Source organism: Duganella dendranthematis, from assembly GCF_012849375.1.
Lineage (GTDB): Bacteria > Pseudomonadota > Gammaproteobacteria > Burkholderiales > Burkholderiaceae_D > Rugamonas > Rugamonas dendranthematis.
The window spans coordinates 6,468,942-6,492,045 of the sequence record NZ_CP051684.1 but is presented as its reverse complement, the minus strand read 5'-3'; the positions used below and the strand labels follow the sequence as shown (position 1 = coordinate 6,492,045).

20 protein-coding genes are annotated in these 23,104 nt (G+C 64.0%); 8 read left to right on the top strand and 12 right to left on the bottom strand.

Annotated features, from left to right (window positions below; genetic code table 11):
• Nucleotides 1-105: 105 nt before the first annotated feature.
• From HH213_RS29620 to HH213_RS29610, 3 genes are all read left to right on the top strand, one after another.
• Nucleotides 106-1,626: a PAS domain-containing hybrid sensor histidine kinase/response regulator family protein gene (locus HH213_RS29620; protein WP_169114818.1), complete on the top strand. Its 1,521-nt coding sequence runs from the start codon at nt 106-108 to the stop codon at nt 1,624-1,626.
• A 78-nt stretch (nt 1,627-1,704) separates the two neighbouring features.
• Nucleotides 1,705-2,658 carry a methyltransferase gene (locus HH213_RS29615; RefSeq protein ID WP_174864445.1) on the top strand — a complete coding sequence of 318 codons (954 nt, stop codon included), beginning with the start codon at nt 1,705-1,707 and terminating at the stop codon, nt 2,656-2,658.
• Between the two features lie 2 nt (nt 2,659-2,660).
• The gene (locus HH213_RS29610; protein WP_169114816.1) at nt 2,661-4,733 is read left to right on the top strand and encodes a Mur ligase family protein; all 2,073 of its coding nucleotides are present in this window, start codon (nt 2,661-2,663) and stop codon (nt 4,731-4,733) included.
• A 52-nt stretch (nt 4,734-4,785) separates the two neighbouring features.
• Here HH213_RS29610 and cphA read toward each other — a convergent pair whose 3' ends face one another.
• From cphA to HH213_RS29590, 4 genes are all read right to left on the bottom strand, one after another.
• Nucleotides 4,786-7,437, bottom strand: a complete 2,652-nt coding sequence (gene cphA / locus HH213_RS29605; RefSeq protein ID WP_169114814.1) for a cyanophycin synthetase — start codon at nt 7,435-7,437, stop codon at nt 4,786-4,788.
• A gap of 4 nt (nt 7,438-7,441) precedes the next feature.
• Entirely contained in the window at nt 7,442-8,269 is an 828-nt protein-coding gene (locus HH213_RS29600; RefSeq protein WP_229263227.1) for a cyanophycinase, read from the bottom strand.
• A 1-nt stretch (nt 8,270) separates the two neighbouring features.
• Nucleotides 8,271-9,674 (bottom strand): iron-containing redox enzyme family protein, encoded by a 1,404-nt coding sequence (locus tag HH213_RS29595; RefSeq protein WP_110849284.1) that lies wholly within the window; start codon nt 9,672-9,674, stop codon nt 8,271-8,273.
• Between the two features lie 108 nt (nt 9,675-9,782).
• On the bottom strand, nt 9,783-10,244 hold the full coding sequence (locus HH213_RS29590) for a MarR family winged helix-turn-helix transcriptional regulator (RefSeq protein WP_169114812.1): 462 nt from the start codon (nt 10,242-10,244) through the stop codon (nt 9,783-9,785).
• Between the two features lie 32 nt (nt 10,245-10,276).
• On the opposite strand from HH213_RS29590, the gene HH213_RS29585 reads away from it, so the two are divergent.
• Nucleotides 10,277-10,981, top strand: coding sequence for a siderophore-interacting protein (locus HH213_RS29585; RefSeq protein ID WP_169114808.1), 705 nt, complete (start codon nt 10,277-10,279; stop codon nt 10,979-10,981).
• 3 nt (nt 10,982-10,984) lie between these two features.
• On the opposite strand, the gene HH213_RS29580 is transcribed toward HH213_RS29585, so the two are convergent.
• From HH213_RS29580 to HH213_RS29565, 4 genes are all read right to left on the bottom strand, one after another.
• Nucleotides 10,985-12,070, bottom strand: coding sequence for a porin (locus HH213_RS29580; protein ID WP_169114806.1), 1,086 nt, complete (start codon nt 12,068-12,070; stop codon nt 10,985-10,987).
• Nucleotides 12,071-12,090: 20 nt separating this feature from the next.
• Nucleotides 12,091-13,374: a gallate dioxygenase gene (locus HH213_RS29575; RefSeq protein ID WP_169114804.1), complete on the bottom strand. Its 1,284-nt coding sequence runs from the start codon at nt 13,372-13,374 to the stop codon at nt 12,091-12,093.
• Nucleotides 13,375-13,382: 8 nt separating this feature from the next.
• Entirely contained in the window at nt 13,383-14,711 is a 1,329-nt protein-coding gene (locus HH213_RS29570) for an MFS transporter (protein WP_169114802.1), read from the bottom strand.
• Between the two features lie 131 nt (nt 14,712-14,842).
• Complete coding sequence (locus HH213_RS29565) at nt 14,843-16,048, bottom strand: LysR family transcriptional regulator (protein ID WP_169114800.1); 1,206 nt, start codon at nt 16,046-16,048, stop codon at nt 14,843-14,845.
• A gap of 120 nt (nt 16,049-16,168) precedes the next feature.
• Here HH213_RS29565 and HH213_RS29560 point away from each other — a divergent pair, with 120 nt between their 5' ends.
• The 3 genes from HH213_RS29560 to ligK are packed head-to-tail and all read left to right on the top strand — an operon-like array spanning nt 16,169 to nt 19,015.
• Nucleotides 16,169-17,281, top strand: a complete 1,113-nt coding sequence (locus HH213_RS29560; protein WP_169114798.1) for a 4-oxalomesaconate tautomerase — start codon at nt 16,169-16,171, stop codon at nt 17,279-17,281.
• A gap of 13 nt (nt 17,282-17,294) precedes the next feature.
• The gene (locus tag HH213_RS29555) at nt 17,295-18,320 is read left to right on the top strand and encodes an amidohydrolase family protein (protein WP_169114796.1); all 1,026 of its coding nucleotides are present in this window, start codon (nt 17,295-17,297) and stop codon (nt 18,318-18,320) included.
• An 11-nt stretch (nt 18,321-18,331) separates the two neighbouring features.
• Nucleotides 18,332-19,015 (top strand): 4-carboxy-4-hydroxy-2-oxoadipate aldolase/oxaloacetate decarboxylase, encoded by a 684-nt coding sequence (gene ligK / locus HH213_RS29550; RefSeq protein ID WP_169115508.1) that lies wholly within the window; start codon nt 18,332-18,334, stop codon nt 19,013-19,015.
• Nucleotides 19,016-19,020: 5 nt separating this feature from the next.
• On the opposite strand, the gene HH213_RS29545 is transcribed toward ligK, so the two are convergent.
• Complete coding sequence (locus HH213_RS29545; RefSeq protein ID WP_110849292.1) at nt 19,021-19,908, bottom strand: LysR family transcriptional regulator; 888 nt, start codon at nt 19,906-19,908, stop codon at nt 19,021-19,023.
• A gap of 105 nt (nt 19,909-20,013) precedes the next feature.
• Between HH213_RS29545 and HH213_RS29540 the strand changes: the two genes are divergently transcribed.
• Nucleotides 20,014-21,384 (top strand): MFS transporter, encoded by a 1,371-nt coding sequence (locus tag HH213_RS29540; protein ID WP_169114794.1) that lies wholly within the window; start codon nt 20,014-20,016, stop codon nt 21,382-21,384.
• Here the strand turns inward: HH213_RS29540 and HH213_RS29535 are convergent.
• Genes HH213_RS29535 through HH213_RS29525 form a run of 3 tightly spaced genes read right to left on the bottom strand, consistent with a single transcriptional unit; the run spans nt 21,377 to nt 23,100 of the window.
• Nucleotides 21,377-22,096, bottom strand: coding sequence for a hypothetical protein (locus HH213_RS29535; RefSeq protein WP_169114792.1), 720 nt, complete (start codon nt 22,094-22,096; stop codon nt 21,377-21,379). The genes HH213_RS29540 and HH213_RS29535 overlap by 8 nt on opposite strands.
• An 18-nt stretch (nt 22,097-22,114) precedes the next feature.
• The gene (locus HH213_RS29530; RefSeq protein WP_110849295.1) at nt 22,115-22,648 is read right to left on the bottom strand and encodes a hypothetical protein; all 534 of its coding nucleotides are present in this window, start codon (nt 22,646-22,648) and stop codon (nt 22,115-22,117) included.
• On the bottom strand, nt 22,645-23,100 hold the full coding sequence (locus HH213_RS29525) for a (2Fe-2S)-binding protein (protein ID WP_169114791.1): 456 nt from the start codon (nt 23,098-23,100) through the stop codon (nt 22,645-22,647). The genes HH213_RS29530 and HH213_RS29525 overlap by 4 nt, the downstream gene beginning before the upstream one ends.
• Between the last annotated feature and the right edge of the window lie 4 nt (nt 23,101-23,104).

Genomic DNA, 23,104 nt, shown 5'->3' with positions numbered 1-23,104 from the left:
AACAACGCTGCCCTCGGATGAGCTGGTTTGTCCAGGACAGGAGATTGTGTGCGTGTTTTCTTGTCTCTCTAGTAAAATCGGATGATAAGAGCAATCGAGGAAGCCATGCACAGTGTTCAGCCAAATGTAGATGCGATAGAAGCAGAACGGTTCCGCCAGTTCATTATGGGCGTGACCGACTACGCGATCTACATGCTGTCGCCCGAAGGCGTGGTGGTCACCTGGAACGCCGGCGCGCAACGCTTCAAGGGCTATCCGCCGGAGGAGATCGTCGGCCGCCACTTCTCGATGTTCTATACCGAGGAAGACCGCGCCGCCGGCCGTCCCGCGTATGCGCTGGAACTGGCGCGTACTACCGGCAAGTTCGAAGACGAGGGCTGGCGCGTGCGCAAGGACGGCAGCCGTTTCTGGGCCAGCGTGGTGATCGATCCGATTGTGGACCCGGCGGGCGAACTGCTGGGTTTCGCCAAGATCACGCGTGACATCACCGAACGGCGTGTGGCCGCCGAAGAGCTGGAGCGCGCCCGCGAAGCGCTATTCCAGTCGCAGAAGCTGGAAGCCATCGGCAAACTCACCGGCGGCATCGCGCACGATTTCAACAACCTGCTGAACGTGATCATGAACGGGCTGGAACTGCTGCGCATGTCGCGCGATCCGGCGATGCACAGCAAATCGATCGACACCATGTCGCGCGCGGCCCAGCGTGGCGCTTCGTTGACGCAGCAGTTGCTGGCCTTCGCGCGCCAGCAGCCTTTGCGCCAGGACCCGCACGACGTCGCGCGCGTGATCCGGTCGTTCGAGTCGGTGCTGCGGCGCGCGCTGCCGGACGACATGCGCCTGCACCTGCAGCTGGAAAACGATCTGCCGCAAGCCATGCTCGATCCGACGCAGTTCGAGTCGGCGCTGCTCAACCTCGTGGTCAACGCGCGCGATGCGATGGACGGCCGTGGCGAAGTGCTGATGGACCTATCGGCCGTCACGCTGGCCGAGGCACAGGTCGAACAGCTGCCGGCCGGCCGCTACGTGCGCGTAATGGTCAAGGACCGCGGCGTTGGCATGGCGCCGGAAGTGATCAAGCGCGCGGTCGAGCCGTTTTTCACCACCAAGGAAATCGGCAAGGGCACCGGTCTTGGCCTGAGCCAGGTGTATGGCTTGATGCAGCAATGCCAGGGCGCGCTAACGCTGGAATCGCAGCCGGGCGAGGGCACCTCGGTGTCGATGTACTTCCCGGCCGTGCGCCGGCAGGGGCCGATCAATGACACCAAGGGAGCGGCCGAGAAGGTGCTGCTGGTGGACGATCAGCCCGAGGTGCTGGAAACCGCCATCAGCCTGTTCACGCACCTGGGCTACGAGGTACTGTCGGCCGATAACGGCATGCAGGCGCTGGAGACCCTGCGCCTCAATCCCGGCATCTCCATCCTGTTCAGCGATGTGGTCATGCCGGGGATGAGTGGCGTTGAATTGGGCAGGATCGCGCGCGAGGAAGTGCCCGATCTAAAAATCGTGCTGGCTTCGGGTTACGTCAAGGCGGCGCTGGGCGACCAGATGCCGGACATCGGCAACTTTGAGCTGATCGCCAAGCCGTATCGGCTGAGTGATCTGATCCGCACGCTCAAGGTGCTGTAGCGATTACGTTGCAACGTGCGCTAGCGCACCCAAGCCGCCACCGGTGTGCGTCACTATCAAGGTTTCATAGGAGCCTTCGTGACCACCCCGTTTCTGACTGCCGTTCAACATCAGGCGTTGCTGGCGCTTGGCGCCGCACTGCGCGCGCGTAAATACCAGTTCACCACCGTGACGCCCGCCACACAAGCGCGCGTGCTCGCGCGTCCCTCTGCGCCGGAACATGCAACCTTGCGCGACATTTTCGGTTGGAGCCGGCCCTTTACTGCAGCTGCCATCGACGATGAACTGCTGGCTTGCATGCGCGCCGCCGGCGTGCTGGAGGAACAGGATGGACTGCTGCGCAGCACCGTGCGGATGTCGACACTGGCCGGCGAGTGGCTGTTCCATTCAGCCTATCCCACCACGCAGGCGGACGCGGTGTTCTTCGGACCGGACACCTGCCGCTTTGTGCGTGCCATGGAGCAGACACCTGCGCCGGCGGCCGAGCCGGTACGACGCATCGTCGATATCGGCTGCGGCAGCGGCGTTGGCGCCATTACGCTGGCGCGTCGCTTCCCGCAGGCAGAACTGCTGGCGGTCGACATCAACGACCGCGCGCTGGCGCTGGCCGACGTCAATATCCATTTGGCCGGCGTGGAAAACGCCAGCGCGCATCACAGCAATTTGCTGACGCAGGTCGATGGCCTGTTTGACCTGATCGTCGCCAATCCGCCGTATCTGCTGGATGCGGCGGAGCGCGCATACCGGCACGGCGGCGGCAAGCTCGGCGCCGGCCTGTCGCTGCAAATCGTGCAGGCGGCGATTGTGCGGCTTGCGCATGGCGGCGCACTATGGCTGTATGCCGGCGTGGCGATGGAACATGGCGAAGACGCGTTCCTGCGGCAGGCTACGGCGATGCTGGAAGAAGCAGGCCTGCGCTGGACCTATGAAGAAATCGATCCCGACGTGTTTGGCGAAGAACTGGAGACCACGGGGTATGCCGACGTTGAGCGCATCGCCGCAGTGTGGCTGGTCGCGAGCAAGGAGGCCTGAGTATGCGGTTACTGCAACAACGTCTGCTGCGCGGCGCGAATCTCTACAGTCCCACGCCGTGCATCGTCGCAGTGATTGAGTCGCCCCTGGCGGAAGCCGGCCACCAGCTGGCCTACACGGCGCGATTCCTGCAACAGGCTTGCGGCGAAGCGGTAGCGTTTATGCACGCCGAATTGGCGGACAAGAACGAGGACGTGGAGCCGGCGCGCTGGCGCGTGGTGGTGGAGTACACGGTGGAGCATCTGGGCCAGGCTGCGCTGGCGGCTGCGGCGGAGTTGATCGCTGCGACCGAACGTGGTGAAACGCCCGATGTGCCGGCGGCGGTGGCGTCGCTGCGCGCGCTGGCCGCATCAATGCAGCTGCCGCCAGCCGCACTTGCGGTGCTGCGCGAGGCCGCTACGCTGGGCATTCCGGTGCAGCGGATCAGCGAACATGGCGGCTTGCTACGCCTCGGCTGGGGTCAGCGCCAGTGGCGTTATCTGGCGCACGCCGACGACGACAACCGGCTGCTCACCAATACCTTGCTGCGGGAGCGCCAGTTAATGCGCTCGTTGCTGATCGAAGCGCAGCTTGACGTACCGGCAGAGGATTTCCATGCTCCGCAACGGCAGGCGGGCGAGCGCTTGCGCGTACAGGTGCTTAACGGCGAGGCACAGCATGCCGATCCGGCGGTGCGTCGCGTCGCCCGGCGCGCCGCCGTCACACTGGGATTGACCAATGCGCAAATTGATCTGCTGCCGGGCCGGCGCGCTCCGAAGGTGGACGCGGTACTGGCTGCGCCGCCTTCCAGCCACGAGCAACGCGCGCTATTGCGGGCGCTGCACACCGATCCGGCAAAAGGCCGGATACCTGTCATCGGCGTCACTGGCACCAACGGCAAAACCACCACCACGCTGATGATCGCGCACGCGGTACAACTGGCGGGCTTCCGCACCGGCTGCGCCAGCACGCAGGGCATTACCATAGATGGCGACTTGTACGGCGAAGGCGATTGCACGGGCTACTGGTCCCACCGCGCGGTGCTGGCGTCGCCGCAAACCGAATTCGCCGTGCTGGAAACGGCGCGCGGCGGCCTGCTGAAGCGCGGCCTGGCGTACGACCGTTGCAGCGTGGGCGTGATGCTGAATGTCTCGGACGACCATCTGGGCATGGACGGCGTCGACACGGTGGAGCAACTGGCGCGGGTGAAGTCGCTGGTGGTGACCACTGCCGATACAGCCGTGCTGAATGCCGATGATGCGCACTGCGTCGCCGCGCGGGCGCGGTTGGCGCCGGGTTCACGCGCTGTCTATTTCTCCATGAAGCCGGACAACGCGGTGGTGCTAGCGCATCTGGCGCAGGGTGGCGACGCGGTATGGCTGGAAAATGAGGTCATCATGTTGAGCCAGCGCCAGGTGCGTCAGCGCGTGATGCCGGCCACGCATATCCCTGCCACCAGCGGCGGGCTGGCACGCTACAACATCGCCAACAGCCTGGCGGCGACGGCGGCGTTGGCGGCCAGCGGTTTCACGGTGATGCAGATCAGTGCCGGCCTGTTAAGCTTCGAGTCGAATGCAGCCACCAACCCCCTGCGGTCGAATGTGTTTGAACTGGGCGCAATGACCATCGTGCTGGATTACGCACATAACTCAGCGGCTTACGCGGCGCTGGCGACGCTGGCGCGCGGTCTGGCGCAGGGGCAGGGGCAGAGCAAGGCCACTGGCCAGGCGCCAGGCCGCGTGCTGGCGGTGGTGACGTCGCCCGGCGACCGCCGGGATGCCGATCTGGCCCGCACCGGCGCCACCTGCGCTGCGCATTTCGATGAATTGTTCGTCTACGAGTCGGCTTCGCGCGGCCGCGCGCATGGCGAGGCAGCGCAGATCATCGCCGACGGCGCGCGTGCGTCGGGCGGCGCTGCGATTCATACGTACGACCAGGCGTCGGCAGCGGTGCAGGAGGCATATCTGACTTGCCGGCCAGGCGACGTGCTGGTATTCGCATGCGGGACCGAAGTGGCGACGCTGATTGACGCCATTCGGACTATTGATGCGCCGGCGGCGGCGCGGTTGGCGCAGCAGGCGGCGCCCGCAACGTAATGTGAAATGAGCTAAAAAAATGGCCCGCAGTTGCGGGCCATTTTTCTTCGGCTTAGACCAGTGTGGCGTCGATGCGCGCCGCGCTGACGGGATCGACCGGCCGCAGCGCATCCACCAGTTCGGACACTGACGAGCCGCAGGCATAGACCAGTACATCGCCGGCGCGGCATTGCGACAGGCCGAGACGCAAAGCCTGCGCCGGATCGGCCTCCAGCAGCACGCCACTTTCGTTGCCGCGTGCGGCATGTGCCGCCGATTGCATCATCGCGGCGCGCTGGCCGGCCTCACGGCCGCGATGTTCCGCCGGCCATTCATAAAATACGGTGGTATCGAAGCCGCTGCCGCAGATCTGACCGATCTGCTGGAAGTCGCGTTCGCGGCGATCGCCTGGCGAAGTGACCACTGCCACGGTGCGGCCTTGTGTCATGGTGCGCGCGGTGGACGCCAGCGCTGCAAAAGCAGCCGGATTGTGGGCAAAGTCCACGATGACCCGCACGCCGTTGACGTCGTACAGATTGCCGCGCATCGGATTGTGGCGCGCGTCGGAGATAAAGCTGCGCAGGCCGGCGGCAATCGCGCCGTTACCCAGGTCGCTGGCCATCAGCGCCGCTGCCGCCGCCAGACCGTTGGCGATGTTGTGGCGCGCGCAGCCGCCCAGCGTGGACGGCATCTCGGCGGCATCCAGCAGCACATGGCGCTGACCGTCGCTATCGGAGGCCATCAACGCGCCATCTTCCAGCCAGGTTGCGCGGCCGCCGGCCTGCACGTGCTCCAGCAGCGCCGGATGCTGGGCGTCACAGCTGAAGTAGATGCGTTCCACTTTTTCGTCCAGGCCGGCGCCGATGGCGCAGCAGCGCGCATCTTCCGCATTCAGCACCACAGCGCGCGAGGCGGCTTGCAGCACCACGCCCTTGACGGCCGCCAGGTCTTCCAGCGTTTCCACGCCTTCCAGGCCGATATGGTCTTCGCTGACGTTCAACAGCACCGAGACGTCGCAACGGTCGAACGCCAGGCCGCGTTTCAGGATGCCGCCGCGCGCCGTTTCCAGCACCGCGAATTCCACTTCCGGCGCCGACAGCACGGTGCGTGCCGACCAGTAGCCGCTGCAATCGCCGCGCTTGACCGTCGAACCGTTGATGTAGACCCCTTCGCTGGTGGTGCAGCCGGTGGCAATGCCGGCCTGACGCAGCGTGTGCTCGATCATCAGCGTGGTGGTGGTCTTGCCGTTGGTGCCGGTGACCGCGATCACGGGGATGCGGCCGTCCTCATTGCCGAACATGGACTCGACGATGGCGGCGCCGGCGTCGCGCGGCACGCCGGCACTGGGATATTCATGCATGCGGATCCCCGGCGCGGCGTTGATCTCGATGACCGCGCCATTGCGGCCGTCCAGCACCTGCGAAATGTCCGCGCATACCAAGTCGATGCCGGCGACGTCCAGGCCGATTTTGCGGGCGGCGCGCACGCACATGTCCAGCGTTTCCGGCGGCAGCTTGCCGGTTACGTCTTCGGCAGTGCCGCCGCTGGACAGGTTGGCGTTGCCGCGCATGACCACGCGGCGGCCACTTTCCGGCACACTGTCGAAGTTCAGGTTCTGCGCCGCCAGTGTGGTTTCGGCATGGCCGTCCAGCGGAATGCGGGTGAGGATATTGGTGTGGCCCTCGCCACGTGCCGGGTTACGGTTTTCCTGCTCCACCAGCTGGCGCACGGTCGATTCGCCGTCGCCAATCACGGCGGCTGGACGGCGCAGAGCGGCGGCCACCACGCGTTCGCCGGCCACCAGGATGCGGTAGTCATCGCCCGGAATGTAGCGTTCAATGATGATGGTGCGGCCATGTTCGCGCGCGCGCTCAAACGCCAGTTGCACTTCATCCGGCGTGCCGCAGCGGGTGGTGACACCGCGGCCGTGGTTGCCGTCCAGTGGCTTGACGGTGACCAGGCCTTCCAGTTCGCTGGCGGCGCGCAGCGCCTGTTCCAGCGTGCGCACGCTGACGCCTTCCGGCACTGGTACGCCGGCTTCCTCCAGCAGCGCCTTGGTCAGCTGCTTGTCCGAGGCGATGCTGACGGCGATGTGGCCGGTGTCGCCGGTGATGGTGGCTTGCAGTCGCTTTTGTTGTGCGCCCCAGCCGAGCAGAAACATATTGGCGTCGTCGGTCAGGCGCTGATACGGAATGCCCTGGCGGATCGCCGAGCGCAGAATGGCGCCGGTACTGGTGCCGATCGCGTGCTGTTCGGCGGTATCGCGCAGTGCGGCGACGCCGGCTTCCAGTTGCTGCGCCAGGCCCTGCGCGCCGGTGGCCAGACCACGCACCAGCGACATGGCGAGGTCGCAGGCGTCAATCGCGACGTGCTCCGATTCATACGAACATACCACGCGGTACTGGCCAGGTGCGTCCTGCACTTCATGCGTGCGACCCAGATAGGTCGGGGTGCCGGCCAGGCATTGCAGCGCGATCGTCACGTGTTCCACCACGTGCGCCAGATTGGCGCCGTTGTTCAGGGCTTGCACAAAGCCGCCGTATTGGCCCACCGAGCAGCGATGATCGTACAGCGACGGCAGCAGTTCCAGCAGCTGCTGGTTAAAGCCGTCGATGCTGGTGCTGGTGCGGTCGCGCAGTGCTTGCAGGTCGATGATACTCAGCAGGCAAGGCTGGTTGGAATACAGATTCGGGCCACGGAGTACGTGCTGTTTGACGATGTTCATGCGATCAGGTCCTGTCGGTTAAATATTGGATGAAATCTGCCAGCGCGCCGCCTGCTGCGGGGCTGGTAAAGCGGGAGCCGGACGGCAGCAGGTGCAACCGCACGTCCTGCATTTGCGGTACTTCCCCGCGCGCGATGTCGGCAATGGTGGTGACGGCGTTGCGGCAATCGACGACCGTCACGCCGCCGGCGCCCGCCACTTCGATGGCGTGGTCCTTGACGATCAGCGCTGTGTCTTCGTCAATACCGGCGCCCAGCAGGAACGGGCTTTGCGCGATGACGCTCAACAGCCGGTTCAGCCGATGACGCTGCGAAAAGTGCTGGTCGATGATCACGCGGGTGACATAGCCCAAGCCGGCCCCAAGCCGCACCGCACCTTTTTCAGGCGCGAGATCGGCCTTGCCCTCAGCCAGCATGTGGGTGCACAAGCCGGATGCGCCGGCACTCGTGCCGGCGATGCAGGCGCCATTTTCCAGATAAGCCATGCGCATGGCGCGGTCCATCTGGGTGCCGCCGATGAAGGCCATCAGGCGCTTCTGGTCGCCGCCGGTCATGAAGATGCCGCGCGCCTCGGCCACCCGCAGCGCCAGCATCTCATCGTCGGCATCGGCGCGGCTGTCGATGCGCACGTGGGTGACATTGGTGGCGCCGAGTGCATCGAAGGCGACGCGGTACATCTCCCAGACGTCCTCCGGCACCGTGCTGGCGGCCGTGGTGACGACGATCGGGCTATCCAGGCCGCCCGCCAGTTCCACGAATTTTTGCAGCACATCCTTATTATCGGTGCGGTCTTCATTACCGCCGATGATCATTAAACTACCGGTTTGGTTCATATCAGGCGATCAGTTGTCGGTACATGCGGGTCGCCATCAGGCCCAGTGGGCGGTGATGCTGGGCGGGTGTCATCAGCGTCTGCAGCAGCTGCACGGCGGCCTGCTTGCTGCCTAGCGTGGCGACTTGCTGTTCCAGCTGGCGCAGCGGGCTGCTGTCGTCATCGTTGGCGTGGTGGCGCACGATGCCGCGCAAGGCCCCGTGGCGCGGCGTCTGGTGCAGGCCCAGCGAATCCAGCGAGCGTTGGCGCGCGCGGAAGCTCGGCACCCGCGCCGGCGTCACGATCCAGTCGCGCAGCACCTGCTGTTCGTAGGCGCTGAAGACGCCGAACATCTCGGCGCGTTCGCTCTGGATCAGGCGCCAGAAACGGCTGTTCTCCGGCGGCTGGCCGCGCTGTATCCAGCCGGCGCTTTCCAGTTCCGCCAGCATTTGCGGGATCTGCTGCGGATCGCTGAGCCATTGATTGATGCTGCGGCCGGCCAGGCGGCAGTAGTCGGAATGCATATTGGCGCCGGCATGAGCCTTGGCGGCCATGATATTTTCCAGCTCTTCCTGCAGGTCGAAGCCTTCGATGATCGAGGTGGTGCAGGCGCCAAGGTCGTTGAGGCGATAGCCGTTTTGCACGCGCTGCCACACGCTGGCGCTGTCGCCAAAGCGCGGCAACAGCTGCAACAGCGCCTGAACCGCCTTGTGCGCGTGGCCGGTGCTGCCGTTGTCCACCGTGATGTGCAGCGTGAAGTAGTAAGGGTCGATGCCCAGTTCATTCAGCTCATAGGCGGTGATTAGCAGGTGCAGCGGCAGCTGTTCGTAACCGAGGTTGTAGCCGATGATCTCGGGCAGGAAGCGTTCCGCGTCATAGGCCAGCGCGAGCTGGATCGCGCCCTGTTCGAAATAGGTGTCCGGCAGCTGCTGCCAGTCTTCGCAGTCGTGCGCGGCCAGCAGCTTTTTGTACAGCAGGACGTGATTCTTTTCCGGAACGCCGTCGCCCAGTTCTTCCAGATAGGTCTGGATCAACGGGCGGAAGTCGGGATCGTCCCAGCGTGCCAGCAGGCCATACAGCCAGGCGCCGTCCACCAGCTTGGTGGGCGCCGCATACTTGAGGAAGTGCAGCGCGTGCGCCTGGTTGCTGAAATAGCGGCGCGGCGCGCCGTCACGGCGGCCTTGCAGGTAAGCCTGATATTCGACGCCGACGGTGAAGGCGCGGCTGGCGATCCATGGCGCCAGCTGCTGCGGATCGGACGGCAGGTCGTCACGCAGCTGTTGCGCGGCCTGCAGACGCTGCCCCAAAAAGGTGCGCGCATCGGCCAGCGCCGCATCGTCCGGCGGCCCGGCGTTAAGTGAACGGTAAATCGCTGCGGCGCTGGTGGCGACGACAGGGGCGGAGACGGCATACGCAAGCTGTGACATGAGATTCCCGATAAGTGGGGTAGTTAGTCCGTTGATTATCAACGGTGCCAGCTATGCCCCACATCGGTGCGCCTCTTGTGTTTGTGTAAGAGTAGGCCGACAGAGCGTCTACATTTTGTCGTCTGCTTCCAGGTTATTGCGGATCTGCTGCAATAGTTCTTGCAATTGCGTCAACTGGTCGGCGTTCATGCCGGTGACGGCGGCGGACGACGCCTGCACGCCCAGCTGGTGCAGGCTGTGGAAGATCCGCTGGCCTTCCGCGCTGAGGGACAGGCGGGTGATGCGGCGGTCCGCTTCATCGGCGGTGGCCTCCAGCAGCTGCTTGTCGCGCAGGCCTTTGAGCAGGCGCGCCAGCTGCGCCTTGTCGCGTCCCGAGTGGGCCACCAGGTCACCCTGGGTGGCGCCGGGGCGGCGGAAGAAGAAGCCCAGTGCCTTGTATTCCATGTGGGTCAACTCGTGAGGATTGTCGCGCAGGCCGCGCAACTGGCGCGCGCGGAACAGGTGCATGATCGAGTGGATGGCGTCGAACACCTGTTCCGATTGGTTGACTTTATTAACTTGTTTGGTCATAATAGGTGACATTATCAACTAAGGAGCGGAAGATGAGCAATCGAATTCAGCGCGTGCGGCACGAAATCAAACGGCGCGAACTGCAAGTGGCCAAGGTACAGCATCTGGCTCCGGACTATGTCAGCGTAACATTCAAAGGCGAGACCTTACACGATTTCGTCTCGGCTTCCTACGACGACCATGTCAAATTCATGTTGAGTGACGACGACCGTCGCGATTTCACTCCACGCAGCTACGACAACGTGGCCGGCGAACTGACCATCGAATTCGCGCTGCACGCCACCGGCGCTGCCTCCGACTGGGCGCGCCAGGCGGCTGTGGGCCAGACTGCCGTCATCGCCGGTCCGCGCGGCTCGATGATTATCCCGATGGACTACGACTGGTATGTGCTGACCGGCGATGCGACCGCGCTGCCGGCAATTCGCCGCCGCCTGGAGGAACTGCCGCGCGAGGCGAAAGTGACGGTGCTGGTGGCGGCGGAGAGTGCGGTTTCGCTGCCGTTCCGCAGCGAAGCGCAGATGGCGCTGCAACTGCTGGACAGCCAGGAAGCGCTGCTGGCCGCCATCCGCGCCTTACAGCTGCCGGCGGGCGATGGATTCTTCTGGTTTGCAGGTGAAGCGTCGGTGGCCGCGCAGGTGCGCGACGCGGTGTTTGTCGACAAGGGCCACCCGCGTGAGGCAGCCCGTATCTCCGCGTACTGGAAGCAGGGCGCTTCCGGCCACCACGAAGACCTGTAATGGTCAGAAGGTGTGCTTGATGCCGGTGATGATGCCGGTCTGGTTGAGGCCCGCGCCGACCGAACCGCCGGCACTCAACGCCACCGCCGCCGCGCCGCTGTTGTTAACGCGGCCCGCCGCCACGTAGAACGCACTGCGCTTGGACAGGTTGTACACGCCGCGTATCAGCACCTGCGCCGAGTCGTTATTGGTGGCGCGGTAATCCAGCTTGGCGATCTGGCCATCCAGCGTAAAGAACGGCGTAACGTTGTAGGCCGCGCCGATGTAGACCAGGTTACTGCGCGGCTGCGTCGCCGAGCCTTCGTTGTTGCGGTTGATGATGCCGACGCCCAGCTTCCAGTCGTTCTGCTTGAGGAAGAAAGCGACGTGCGCGCGGCTATCGGTCTTGTCGCTGCTGTTCAAGCCATTGGCTGCGCCAACGCCGCCATAGATGCGGTCATAGGCGCTGATCAGCGCATAGCCCGGCGCATCGTAGCGCAGCAGCGCAGACCATTCGCGGCAGGCAATGGCGTCGGTGGCGCTTTCGCCGGCGCAGCCGGTGCCTGCTGGGCCGCCGGCCGCTGAGGTGTCGCGACCCAGGCTATAAGTGCCGCCAACGGTCACGCCGCTGAAGGTGCCGCGATAGGCGACCGAGTTGTCGCTGCGGCCATTCGGAATGAACGAGTCCAGCGAACCGAGGCCGTATTGCGACGGGCCGATAATGTCGACGTCATAGGTCGAGATATTCAGCATATTGTAGTTGCGGCCAAACGTCACCTGGCCCCAGTTGCCTTGCAGGCCTACCCAGGCCTGGCGGCCGAACAGGCGATTCTGCCCCAGCGTTCCGGTGTCTGGCGCAAAACCGTTCTCCAGCTGGAAGATGGCTTTCAGGCCGCCGCCCAGGTCCTCCGTGCCACGGAAGCCAAGGCGCGACGGGAACATGCCGCCGCCCAGGCTGGGCATGCGGGTCAGGCTGTTGCCGGCGGCGTCGGCGTTGTTGTAGTACTCGACGGCGGCGTCGATGATGCCGTACATGGTGACGTTGCTTTGCGCGTGGGCGGCGCCCACGCTCATGGCTGCTGCCAGGGCAGCATAGATGTTCTTCTTCATTTAAGTCTCCTCGTTTTAGTTTATTTTTTGTCCCAGGCGGCGCTTGAGCCGACCGAGTACAGCGCGCCCGGCGCGTTGCGGGTTTGCTGGAAGTCTTCCAGCGACTGTCCGCGCATGGCGGCGTAGATGTGCAGGTTGGAGACGCCCACCACGGCACCCAGCTTCTCCAGCAGGAAGAAGATCACGCCGTACTGGATCATGCCGTGCCAGTCGCGGCGGTTGATCAGGTCGCGCTCCTGCGGCGTCAGGCCGGCCGCATCGTAGGTCGCTTCCGGCGCCGCCCGGAACTGATCGCGGAAGGCCGGATCGACCAGTTGGTGCAGGTACTTGTTGACGCGGTAGGCGCGCACGCTGGTCTCCAGCGTAAACGGGTAGGTGCCCGGCAGTTCTTCCACGCCCTTGGTCTGATGGGCGATGTGGGCGCGGTGCGCTTCGTTGGCCGCTGCATTGAGCGCCGTGTCGGTCGACGCGGCGTTCTCGTACAGCGCCACCGCGATGCCGGTCATCGACGGCAGGTAGTATTCGCGGTGCACGCAATTGAGCTTGGCCGACATGGCGCCGCGCATCGCCATCCACATCACCACTTCCGCGCTTTCCCAGCCACCCAGGCGGGCGAAGTCGGCGTGGGTCATGTTGAGCAGCGTGTCCGGATCGTTCTCGAACAGGTCGAGGAACTGGTGATCCCACGGCGTGTTGTTGAAGCCAGCCCGTTCTCCGTGTACCTGGTGCGACAGGCCGCCGGTGGCCACCAGTACCACGTTCAGGTCTTCCGGATAGCTTTCGATGGCGCGGCGCAGGCCTTGTCCCAGCTTGAAGCAGCGGCGCGCCGACGGCACAGGGAATTGCAGCACGCCGATTTGCAGAGGCACGATCTTGCCCGGCCATTGCTGCTCGTGCGGCCACAGGATGGAGAGCGGCGAGAAGCAGCCGTGGTCCAGCCCTTTATCCTGGAAGAAGGACATATCGAATTCGTCCGCCATCAGTGACTGGCCGATGTGGCGCGCCAGTCCGGTGTGGCCGGCTATGGGCGGTAGCTTGCGCGCCCCGCCGCCTTCATCGGCGGCGTGGTAGCTGTCGCCGATCCCCAGCGAGAACGCGGAGTAGTGATCGAAGAAGAACGAGGTAACGTGGTCGTTGTAGATGACCAGCATGACGTCCGGCTTCTTCTCCGCCAGCCATTGCTGCACCGGTTCATAGGCCTTGAAGATGGGTGCCCACGCAGCGTCTTGCTGCTTATTGGCGTCCAGCGCGAAGCCGATGGTCGGGGTGTGGGATGAGGCGATGGCGCCGATGATGTTTGCCATGATGATTCCTAAGCTGCTACGGTACGTTGACCAAATTTATTCGCAATGATGAAGATGGCCGCCAGCGTCGCCGGTCCCGCCAGGATGGCGATCACCGCGCTGAAGCCCCAGCCCATCGACAGCAGCATGCCACCGGCGAAGGAGCCGAAGATGCTGCCGAAGCGGCCCATGCCCTGCATCCAGCTGACGCCAGTGGCGCGCACCACGGTCGGGTAGCACGACGGCGCATACGCATTCAGGCCGGTCTGGGCGCCGCTCATGCAGAAGCCTGCCAGCAGCACGAACAACGAGAACAAGGACGATTCTACGCTGCCGGAGGCCAGGCACAGGATGAAGATGGCGCCGCCCATGTAGGCTGCGGAGATGACCCGGTTCGGCGACAGACGGTCCATGAAATAGCCTACCAGCAGCGCGCCGACGGTGCCGCCCAGCTGGAACAGCGCGGTGATGTTGGCGGCGCGTTCGATCGGCAGACCGGCATCCTTGATCATGGTCGGCAGCCAGCCGCTCAGCAGGTAGATCACCAGCAGGCCCATAAAGTAGGTGCCCCACAGCGACAACGTAGTGGCGCGATAAGCGGATGATAACAGCACCTTGCCCGGCTGCGAGCCAGTCACTTGCGGTTCGCTGATGGTGAAGCTGGCGTTGGCCGGCACGTCGCCCCCGACCACGCGGCGCAGCGTGCGGCCGATGCGCTCGGCCGGGAATTTGCGTACCACGAGGAAGCGCACCGATTCCGGTATCAGCAGCAGGTAGACCGGCAGGCAAAGCAGCGGAACCGCGCCGCCGGCGATCAGCACCGCGCGCCAGCCGTAGTGCGGCAGGATGGCGGCCGCGCCAAAGCCCACCAGCGCCGAGCCGAGATTAAAGCCGGTGAACATGATGGCGATCAGCGTCGAGCGCGAACGCTCGGGCACGTACTCCGACAGCAGGGTAGTGGTATTCGGCATGGCGGCGCCGAGACCGAGACCGGTAACGAAGCGGAGCAGCGACAGCGTGGTGACATCCTGCGCGAAGGCGCTCAGCACGCTGAAGGTTCCGAACCAGGCGACGGAGGTGAGCAGCAGTTTCTTGCGGCCGAAGCGGTCCGACATCGGGCCGACCAGAATCGCGCCGATGGCCAGGCCGATCGGGGCGGCGCTCATGACGACGCCGAAGGCAGCGCGCGAGATGCCCCATTCCTTGGTGATGTCCGGTGCGAGGAAGCCCATGATGGCGACATCCATGCCGTCGGTGGCGACGATCAGGAAGCACAGGGCCAGCAGCAGCCACTGGTAGCCGCTCATCTTTCTGGCGTTGATGTGCGCCCGGACGTCTAGCGTTTGTCCTATATTCATTAAGTCTCCTGTCTGGATTATGGTTTTATGTAAAGAGGTGTAAAGGCCAAGGAGGCCCCTACCACTTCACCAGTGTACGTTTGGACAGGAGGAGATGTATTGCTTTTGCTTGCCGGACCGTTTCAATCTGCTTATCGCCAGCGCGCGCTGATGGCCTCGATCTCGGCCAGCAACGCGTAGGCGCCAGGGGACAGGTGAGCGTTCTTGCGAGTGGTGATGCCGATGTTACGTTCCATGCCTGGCATCTCAAACGGCAGCACCACCAACTGGCCGGTCTGCACTTCGTGGTGCAGTTGATGCGCCGATAACACGGTCAGCATGTCGCTGGAGACCAGCAGGCCGCGCAGCAGCGCCAGGTCGCCGGTTTCCACGGCGGGAGAGGGTGCTGCTTCGCCCTGGCGTTCAAAGAACTGCACCAGCGATTCGCGCAATGGCGTGCCGCTGCGCGACAGCACCCATGGATAGCCGCGCAGGTCTTTTAGTGTGAGTTTGCTGCGCCGCGTGAGCGGATGGCCGCTGCGCGCTACCAGCGCTGCCTTGTCCTGAAACAGGGAGCGAGATTCGAAGACGTCGGCCGAACCGGCGCGCTGGGCGCCGACGATGAAGTCGATGCGGCCGCTCAGCAGGCTGGCGGTCAGTTCTTCGTACGGGCTTTCCAGCGAGCGGATATGTAATTGCGGATGGCGCTTGAGTACCGAGGCGATGGCGGTCGGCAGCAGTTGCGAACGGGCCAGCGGCAGTGCGCCCATGGTCACGACGCCCAGTACCACGCCGGCCAGTGCGGCGATATCTTCGGGGATGTGGCGCAGTTCCGATAAGACGCGCTCAAAGGATTCGGTCCAGCGCCGGCCGGCGTCGGTGGGCACCATGCCGTGGGCGGTGCGCAGGAAAAGGGGCTGGCCCAGCATATCTTCCAGCCGGGCGATGGCCTGGCTGACGGCCGATTGCGAGACGCCCATTGCATGCGCCACGCTTGGCATGTGGTGCATTTCCGCCAGCAGCGTGGTGGCTTGCAGGCGGCGCTCGTTGAGCAGCGCTTCGATGCCACCGACCTTGGCGCCATTGCGGTCGCGCAGGCGCATGGCTTCTTCGCGCACGGCGTGCAGCTCAGCTTCGATACGTTCCGCGCGCTTGCGGACTACGTCGCCAGCAGCGGTCAGCAGCATGCCGCGGCCTTTGCGTTCGAACAGTTGGGCATCCAGGCTTTCCTCCAGCGCCGCCACCGAACGTGCGATGGCGGAGGATGCGCGGTACAGGCTCTCGGATGAGCGGCGGATGCCTCCGCTGGCAGCGACGGCGTTAAACGCATGGAGGTGGCGCAGGCTGACCAGGAACATGGTGAGTAAACAGTAGGCGTGATAAGCAGATTAGAACAAATCATCGCCTACAACGCAACCACGCTTTGCAGTGTGACACGGATACTGGGCGTATTCATACAGCCTGATCGCAACGTCACCATGAGCAATCCACCTCTTTCCGACCAACGCGCCGTGCCTTGCATGGTGATGCGCGGCGGTACTTCGCGCGGACCGTTTTTCCTGGAATCCGATCTACCGACGGATGCGATGGAGCGCGACCGCGTGCTGCTGGCGGCCATGGGCTCACCCGATCCGCGTCAGATCGATGGCTTGGGTGGCGCGCATCCGTTGACCAGCAAGGTGGGCATCGTCCGCCGCAGCACGACGCCGGGCGTGGATCTGGACTTTTTGTTCGCGCAGCTGCAACCGGATAACGATACGGTGGATGTCACGCCCAACTGCGGCAATATGCTGGCGGCGGTGCTGCCGTTTGCGCTGGAGCGCGGACTGCTGCCGGTGGCGCACGGTACCACCACGGCGCGCATCCTGACGCTGAATACCGGCATGCAGTGCGATGTGACGTTACAGACGCCGAACGGCCGGCTGCAATACGGCGGCGATGCGCGCATTGACGGTGTGCCGGGCACCGCGTCGCCGATCAGCATTAACTTCCTCGATACGGCTGGCTCGGTGTGCCCGGCGCTGCTGCCGACTGGCGCGCCGCTGGACCGCATCGCCGTCCGTGGTGCAGACTTCGAGATCGACGCCACGCTGATCGACAACGGCATGCCGATGGTGCTGGTGCGTGCTTCCGATTTCGGCATCACCGGCTACGAGCCAGCCGCCGAGCTGACCTCCAGCGTAGAACTGCGCGCCCGTCTGGAAGCGCTGCGTCTCGCCGCCGGCCCGTTGATGGGCCTTGGCGACGTGAGCGCCAAAAACTACCCGAAAATGTGTCTGATCTCCGCTCCTCGCGATGGCGGTGCAGTCAACACGCGCTGCTTCATCCCGCACGTCTGCCACGACTCCATCGGCGTGCTGGCCGCCGTCACCGTGGCCACCGCCTGCGTCCTGCCGGGCACTATCGCCGACGGCATCGCCGCAACGCAGCCAGGCGTGCGCCAGACACTCTCGATCGAACACCCTACCGGAGAATTCAGCGTCGAGCTGGAACTGGATCCGAACAATCCCGGACAAGTGCTGCGCGCTGCGCTGCTGCGCACCGCCCGTCCCATCATGCGGGGCGAAGTGATGATCCCCGCGCATTTCTGAAAAGGATCACCCAATGATTATCGACTGCCACGGCCACTACACCACTGCGCCGAAAGCGTTGGAGGAATGGCGCAACCAGCAAATCGCCAACCTGAACACGCCGCACCTCGGCCCGAAAGTCGCCGACCTGAAAATCAGCGACGACGAACTGCGCGAATCGATCGAACTGAATCAACTGCGCCTGATGAAAGAGCGCGGCTCCGACCTGACCATCTTCTCGCCGCGCGCCAGCTTCATGGCACACCACATCGGCGACTTCAACACCAGTGCCACCTGGGCCGCCATCTGCAATGAGCTGTGCGCGCGTGTGGCGCAGCTGTTCCCGGATCACTTCATCGGCGCAGCCATGCTGCCGCAATCACCGGGCGTTGATCCTGCGACCAGCATCCCGGAGCTGGAGAAGTGCGTCAAAGAGTACGGTATGGTCGGCATCAACCTGAATCCCGATCCGTCGGGCGGCCACTGGACGTCACCGCCGTTGTCCGATAGATCGTGGTATCCGATCTACGAGAAGATGGTGGAATACGATATCCCGGCCATGATTCACGTTAGCACCAGCTGCAACGCGTGCTTCCACACCACCGGCGCGCACTACCTGAATGCGGACACCACCGCCTTCATGCAATGCCTGACCAGCGATTTGTTCAGGGACTTCCCGACGCTGAAATTCCTGATCCCGCATGGCGGCGGCGCGGTGCCGTATCACTGGGGACGCTTCCGCGGCCTGGCGCAGGAGATGAAAAAGCCGCTGCTGAGCGAGCACCTGCTCAATAACATTTACTTTGACACTTGCGTCTATCATCAGCCGGGGATTGACCTGCTGACCAAGGTCATGCCGGTCAAGAACGTGCTGTTCGCCTCCGAGATGATCGGCGCCGTGCGCGGCATCGATCCGGAAACTGGCAACTACTACGACGACACCAAGCGCTATATTGAAGCGGCCAACCTGACCGACACCGATCGCGCCAACATCTTTGAACACAACGCGCGCCGCGTCTTCCCGCGCCTGGACGCTGCACTGAAGGAAAAGGGATTATGACCACACCACTGATCAACCAACTGGGCGTCGTCAAGCGCGGCATCGTGCGCGCCGAACGCGAACACGTCGACCATCTGGGACAGCTGGGCAGCGCCACCGTGCACGAAGCCATGGGCCGCGTTGGACTGCTCAAGCCTTATATGCGGCCGATCTACGCCGGCACGCAAGTGGCTGGCACCGCCGTCACCGTGCTGCTGCATCCGGGCGATAACTGGATGATGCATGTGGTGGCGGAGCAGATCCAGCCCGGCGACATCGTGGTTGCCGCCATCACCGCAGATTGCACCGACGGCTACTTCGGCGACCTGCTGGCCACCAGTTTCCAGGCGCGCGGCGCAAAGGCGTTGGTGATCGACGCCGGCGTGCGCGACGTGCGCATCCTGAAGGAGATGGGTTTCCCGGTTTGGAGCAAGAATATCAGCGCCAAGGGCTGCATCAAGTCGACACTGGGTTCCGTCAACATCCCCGTGCTGTGCGCCGGCGCGCTGGTCAACCCCGGCGACGCCATCATCGCCGACGATGACGGCGTCGTCGTGGTACCAGCGGCCGACGTCGCGCGCGTCGCCGCCGTTGCGCAGAAGCGCGAAGACCTGGAGGGCGAGAAGCGCGCCAAACTCGCCTCCGGCATACTAGGCCTCGACATGTACAACATGCGGGGCCCGCTGGAGCAGGCAGGCCTCAAATACATCGACTGAGCAGGCTATAGCCGCAACGCGTCGACTACCAGCTGGAAGGCAGAGGAGGACTGGCGGCGGCTTGGGTAGTACAGGTGGTAGCCCGGGAAGGTCGGGCACCATTCTTTCATCACGCGTATCAGCGTGCCTTCTTTTACCAGGTCGCACACCATATCTTCCGGCACGTAGGCGAGGCCATACCCAGCCAGCGCTGCGCGCAGGCGGGAGGTGGTGTTATTGAATACCCATTGACCGTCGACGCGCACATTCAGTTCGGTGCCGTTCTTTTCAAATTCCCAAATTTGCAGATTGCCATGCGTGGGCAGGCGCAGGTTGATGCAGCTATGCTGTTGCAGGTCCTGCGGCGTGCGCGGCTTGCCACGCTTGGCAAAATACTCCGGCGTCGCCACCACCGCCATGCGCAGGTCGGGACCGATGCGCACCGCGATCATGTCCTTCTCCACCTGGTCGCCCAAGCGCACGCCGGCGTCGAAGCGCTGCGAGACGATGTTGGTCATGCTGTAGTCGACGTTGATGTCGATCTTCACGTCCGGATAGTCGTGCATGATGGGCGACAGCTTGGGCCACAGCACATTGTTGGCCGCATGTTCGGCCGCCGTGATGCGGATGGTGCCGGCCGGCTTGTCGCGCAATTCGTTGAGCGAGGCCAGTTCCTGTGTGATCTCGTCAAAGCGTGGCGCGGCGGTGTTGAGCAACCGCTCGCCGGCTTCGGTGGGACTGACGCTGCGCGTGGTGCGGGTTAGCAGGCGAATGCCGAGGCGTGTCTCCAACCCGCGTATCGTGTGGCTCAGCGCCGACTGCGATACGCCCAGCTGCTTGGCCGCCTTGGTGAAGCTGCCCTCGCGCGCCACCGTCACGAACGCCAGCAGGTCGTTGAAATTCTCGTATTCCATTGATGAAGACTCCTCATAGGCTCATGCGGATTATACCGTCTTATCAATAGGCCACTGCGGGCCTAGACTGTCGGCCATACTCTCCAATCTGGAATTCGTGACGTTATGAATAAGCGTGCCATCCTTGCCATCATTTTGGCCAGCTATGTGATGATTGTGCTGGATACTTCGGTGGTCCTGACCGGCCTGCCGAAGATCCACCTTGAAATGGGCTTCAGCGACAGCGGCTTGGCGTGGGTGCAGAGCGCCTATACATTGACCTTTGGCGGCTTCCTGCTGCTGGCCGCGCGCGCCGGCGATGTGGTTGGGCGCCGCCGTATGCTGGTGGCGGGACTGGCGCTGTTCACGCTGGCATCGCTGGCGATCGGCGCGGCGCAGACCCCGGCCATGCTGGTGCTGGCGCGCGCGGTGCAGGGGCTGGGGGCGGCCATCCTGGCGCCGTCCACGCTGGCGCTGCTGCAAACCACCTTTGCCGAAGGCGCGGAGCGCACGCACGCCGTATCGCTGTACAGCGCCACCGCCGGCATTGCCGCCAGCGTCGGGCTGGTGCTGGGCGGCGTGCTGGCCGAGTGGATGTCGTGGCGGGTCGGCTTCCTGGTCAATTTGCCGATCGGCGTTGCGATGATCTGGGCCGCGCGCCGCTATATTCCGGAAAGCCCGCGTAGCAGCGGCCAGTTCGACGTTATCGGTGCACTCACGTCGACCATCGGCATGAGCGCGTTGGTATATGCCCTCATCCGCTCGGCCAGCGCAGGCTGGGGCGACTTGTTGACGCAAGCCGCGCTGGCGGCTGGTTTGTTGTTGCTGGTGACGTTTGTGGCCAATGAGCGGAGTGCGGCGCAGCCCATCATGCCTTTGCGGCTGTTCGCGGACCGCCAGCGGGCTTCGGCGTATGCGGCACGTGTGCTGTTCCTGGGTGCGATGATCGGTTTCTTTTTCTTCACCACGCAGTATCTGCAGACGGTGTTGAACTATTCGCCGTCGCTGACCGGCGTGGGCTTCCTGCCGATGACGCTGATGAATTTCGCCGTCGCGCTGCAAGTGCCGCGCTTGACGCGCCGCTTCGGCAATGCGCGCCTGCTGGCGTTTGGCTTGCTGGTATGCCTGATCGGCATGGCGTGGTTAAGCCGCGTTTCGGTGCATAGCGCTTACCTGACGGCGGTGGCGCTGCCGATGGTGCTGATCGGCGCAGGGCAGGGAATGACGTTGAGCCCGTTGACGGCGGCCGGTATCGCCGGCGTGCCGGCGCAGGATGCCGGCGCGGCGTCGGGTGTGGTGAACGTGGCGCACCAGTTAGGCAATTCGCTTGGACTGGCGGTGCTGGTGGCGCTGCATGCGACAGGCGCGCATCAGCTATCCGGCGCGGCGCTACTGGCGCACCGTGTGACGACAGCGCTCACCGCATCCAGCATCTTTCTGATACTGGCGCTGCTGCTAATGGTGCGGCTGCAGCGAGCGCCGGTGGTGGTCAGCTGAATTTGATCTGGCTGACCACGATCGACACCACCAGCGGCTCCGGCTGGTGCCCAAGGTCGGCGTCGCGCACGTAAATCAGGTGGCGGGTTGGCATGCTGATGCCGTCGAAGGTGCCGTAGTCGTGGAAGTAGTGCACTGCCGGTGTGCCGCCGCTGATGTCGACGTCATAGTCGTGGCGACGCAGCTTGCCGTCTTCGGCGAAGTAGAAAGTCTGTTCGCGGCTATGGGTGGCGATGCTGTCCGGGTAGCGCACCTTCAGGCGGCGCAGCGATTCTCCGCCTTCCTGCCACGGCGCCAGTTCTTCGAACTCGAAGCCTGGTTCGGCAAATGCGAATGGCAGCGTCAGATAGTTCCAGATGGCGTAGCCGACGAAGTAGGCCAGTTGCGGCTCGCTCCATTGCGTCTCCAGCCCATAGCCGGCAAACGAATCGCGCGGCGACGACAGCGAATCGATCACCGTGCCGTCCGTGGTTTCGATCATGGCGCGTTGCGGCGTGACCGAGGTGCGGCGATCCGCTGCGCCAAATGGCGCGTGCGAAGTCCACTGGCGATGCAGTTCGATGCTGACATCCACTTCATCCAGTTTGCCGCCATGGCCCTTCAATGGCCAGAGAATGCCGCCCTGGCCCAGGTGTGCGCTCAGTTTGTTCAGGCTTTTCCAATGTTGCAGGCCGCCGTGTGCTTTCAGGACTTGTTCGAGTAATGCGTTCATGATATTCGTTGGTGAGTGTTATTGAGGGCAGGGCATGCCGGCATCCGCCCATTTTTCCAGCGCCTTGATGAAGTCTTCGTGCGACATCGGCGGCAGTGTGCGCTGCGCACCCGGATTCCAGGCCCACAGCACCAGCGGATCGGTTTTCATATGTTCGATCACCTGTTCGCCGGTCTTGCGGTTGCCGTTGCGTTTCGGGTCTTTCATTTGCTGGCACACGCCTTTCTTGTCCAGGCCTTGCCACTTCATGCTGAGTGGCGCCAGATGCCAGTTGGGTGCACCCGGCACGCGGCCTTGCGCACTGTTGGATGCCTGATGGCAGGCGGCGCAATGCAGCACCGCCGAGCCGTGGCCGTCGGCGCCGCGCACTACCTGCTGCGCGTGGACGATGCCGATGTCCTTCTGGTGCGGCGCTTCCACCTGGTGGCAGTTGATGCAGCGCGGCGACATCACCACGCTGGCCACCGGGTCGAACAGCTTGCCGTCACCTTTGGGTGCGGCCTGCGCCAGGCCGGCCAGCGCGGTACAGATCAGCAGGAGCGCGCGCATCATGCTTTCCCCGCTGCTTTGTGAATCGCTGCGCGGATGCGCGGATACGTGCCGCAGCGGCAGATATTGCCGGACATGGCCTGGTCGATATCCTTGTCGGTCGGCTTGGGAATCGCCTTTAACAGCGCGGTCGCCGCCATGATCTGGCCGGACTGGCAGTAGCCGCATTGCGGCACGTCGATTTCCGCCCATGCCATTTGCACACGCTTGCCGACCGCCGAGTCGCCGATCGCTTCGATGGTGGTGATCTTCTTGCCCGCCGCTGCCGATACCGGCGTCACGCAGGCGCGCGATGACTGGCCGTCGAGGTGCACGGTGCAGGCGCCGCACAGCGCCATGCCGCAGCCGAATTTGGTGCCCGACATATGCAGTTCGTCGCGCAGCACCCACAGTAGCGGGGTGTCCGGTTCGGCCTGTATGTCGACCGCCTTGCCGTTGATGTTCAGTGAAGTCATGATG

Coding starts and splice junctions, on each gene's coding strand:
- HH213_RS29565 (WP_169114800.1), bottom strand. CDS start 16,048: ATGTTCCTGGTCAGCCTGCGCCACCTCCATGCGTTTAACGCCGTCGCT.
- HH213_RS29535 (WP_169114792.1), bottom strand. CDS start 22,096: ATGAACGCATTACTCGAACAAGTCCTGAAAGCACACGGCGGCCTGCAA.
- HH213_RS29620 (WP_169114818.1), top strand. CDS start 106: ATGCACAGTGTTCAGCCAAATGTAGATGCGATAGAAGCAGAACGGTTC.
- HH213_RS29580 (WP_169114806.1), bottom strand. CDS start 12,070: ATGAAGAAGAACATCTATGCTGCCCTGGCAGCAGCCATGAGCGTGGGC.
- HH213_RS29575 (WP_169114804.1), bottom strand. CDS start 13,374: ATGGCAAACATCATCGGCGCCATCGCCTCATCCCACACCCCGACCATC.
- HH213_RS29590 (WP_169114812.1), bottom strand. CDS start 10,244: ATGACCAAACAAGTTAATAAAGTCAACCAATCGGAACAGGTGTTCGAC.
- cphA (WP_169114814.1), bottom strand. CDS start 7,437: ATGAACATCGTCAAACAGCACGTACTCCGTGGCCCGAATCTGTATTCC.
- HH213_RS29555 (WP_169114796.1), top strand. CDS start 17,295: ATGATTATCGACTGCCACGGCCACTACACCACTGCGCCGAAAGCGTTG.
- HH213_RS29600 (WP_229263227.1), bottom strand. CDS start 8,269: ATGAACCAAACCGGTAGTTTAATGATCATCGGCGGTAATGAAGACCGC.
- HH213_RS29545 (WP_110849292.1), bottom strand. CDS start 19,908: ATGGAATACGAGAATTTCAACGACCTGCTGGCGTTCGTGACGGTGGCG.
- HH213_RS29595 (WP_110849284.1), bottom strand. CDS start 9,674: ATGTCACAGCTTGCGTATGCCGTCTCCGCCCCTGTCGTCGCCACCAGC.
- HH213_RS29570 (WP_169114802.1), bottom strand. CDS start 14,711: ATGAATATAGGACAAACGCTAGACGTCCGGGCGCACATCAACGCCAGA.
- HH213_RS29540 (WP_169114794.1), top strand. CDS start 20,014: ATGAATAAGCGTGCCATCCTTGCCATCATTTTGGCCAGCTATGTGATG.
- HH213_RS29585 (WP_169114808.1), top strand. CDS start 10,277: ATGAGCAATCGAATTCAGCGCGTGCGGCACGAAATCAAACGGCGCGAA.
- HH213_RS29530 (WP_110849295.1), bottom strand. CDS start 22,648: ATGATGCGCGCGCTCCTGCTGATCTGTACCGCGCTGGCCGGCCTGGCG.
- HH213_RS29560 (WP_169114798.1), top strand. CDS start 16,169: ATGAGCAATCCACCTCTTTCCGACCAACGCGCCGTGCCTTGCATGGTG.
- HH213_RS29525 (WP_169114791.1), bottom strand. CDS start 23,100: ATGACTTCACTGAACATCAACGGCAAGGCGGTCGACATACAGGCCGAA.
- HH213_RS29610 (WP_169114816.1), top strand. CDS start 2,661: ATGCGGTTACTGCAACAACGTCTGCTGCGCGGCGCGAATCTCTACAGT.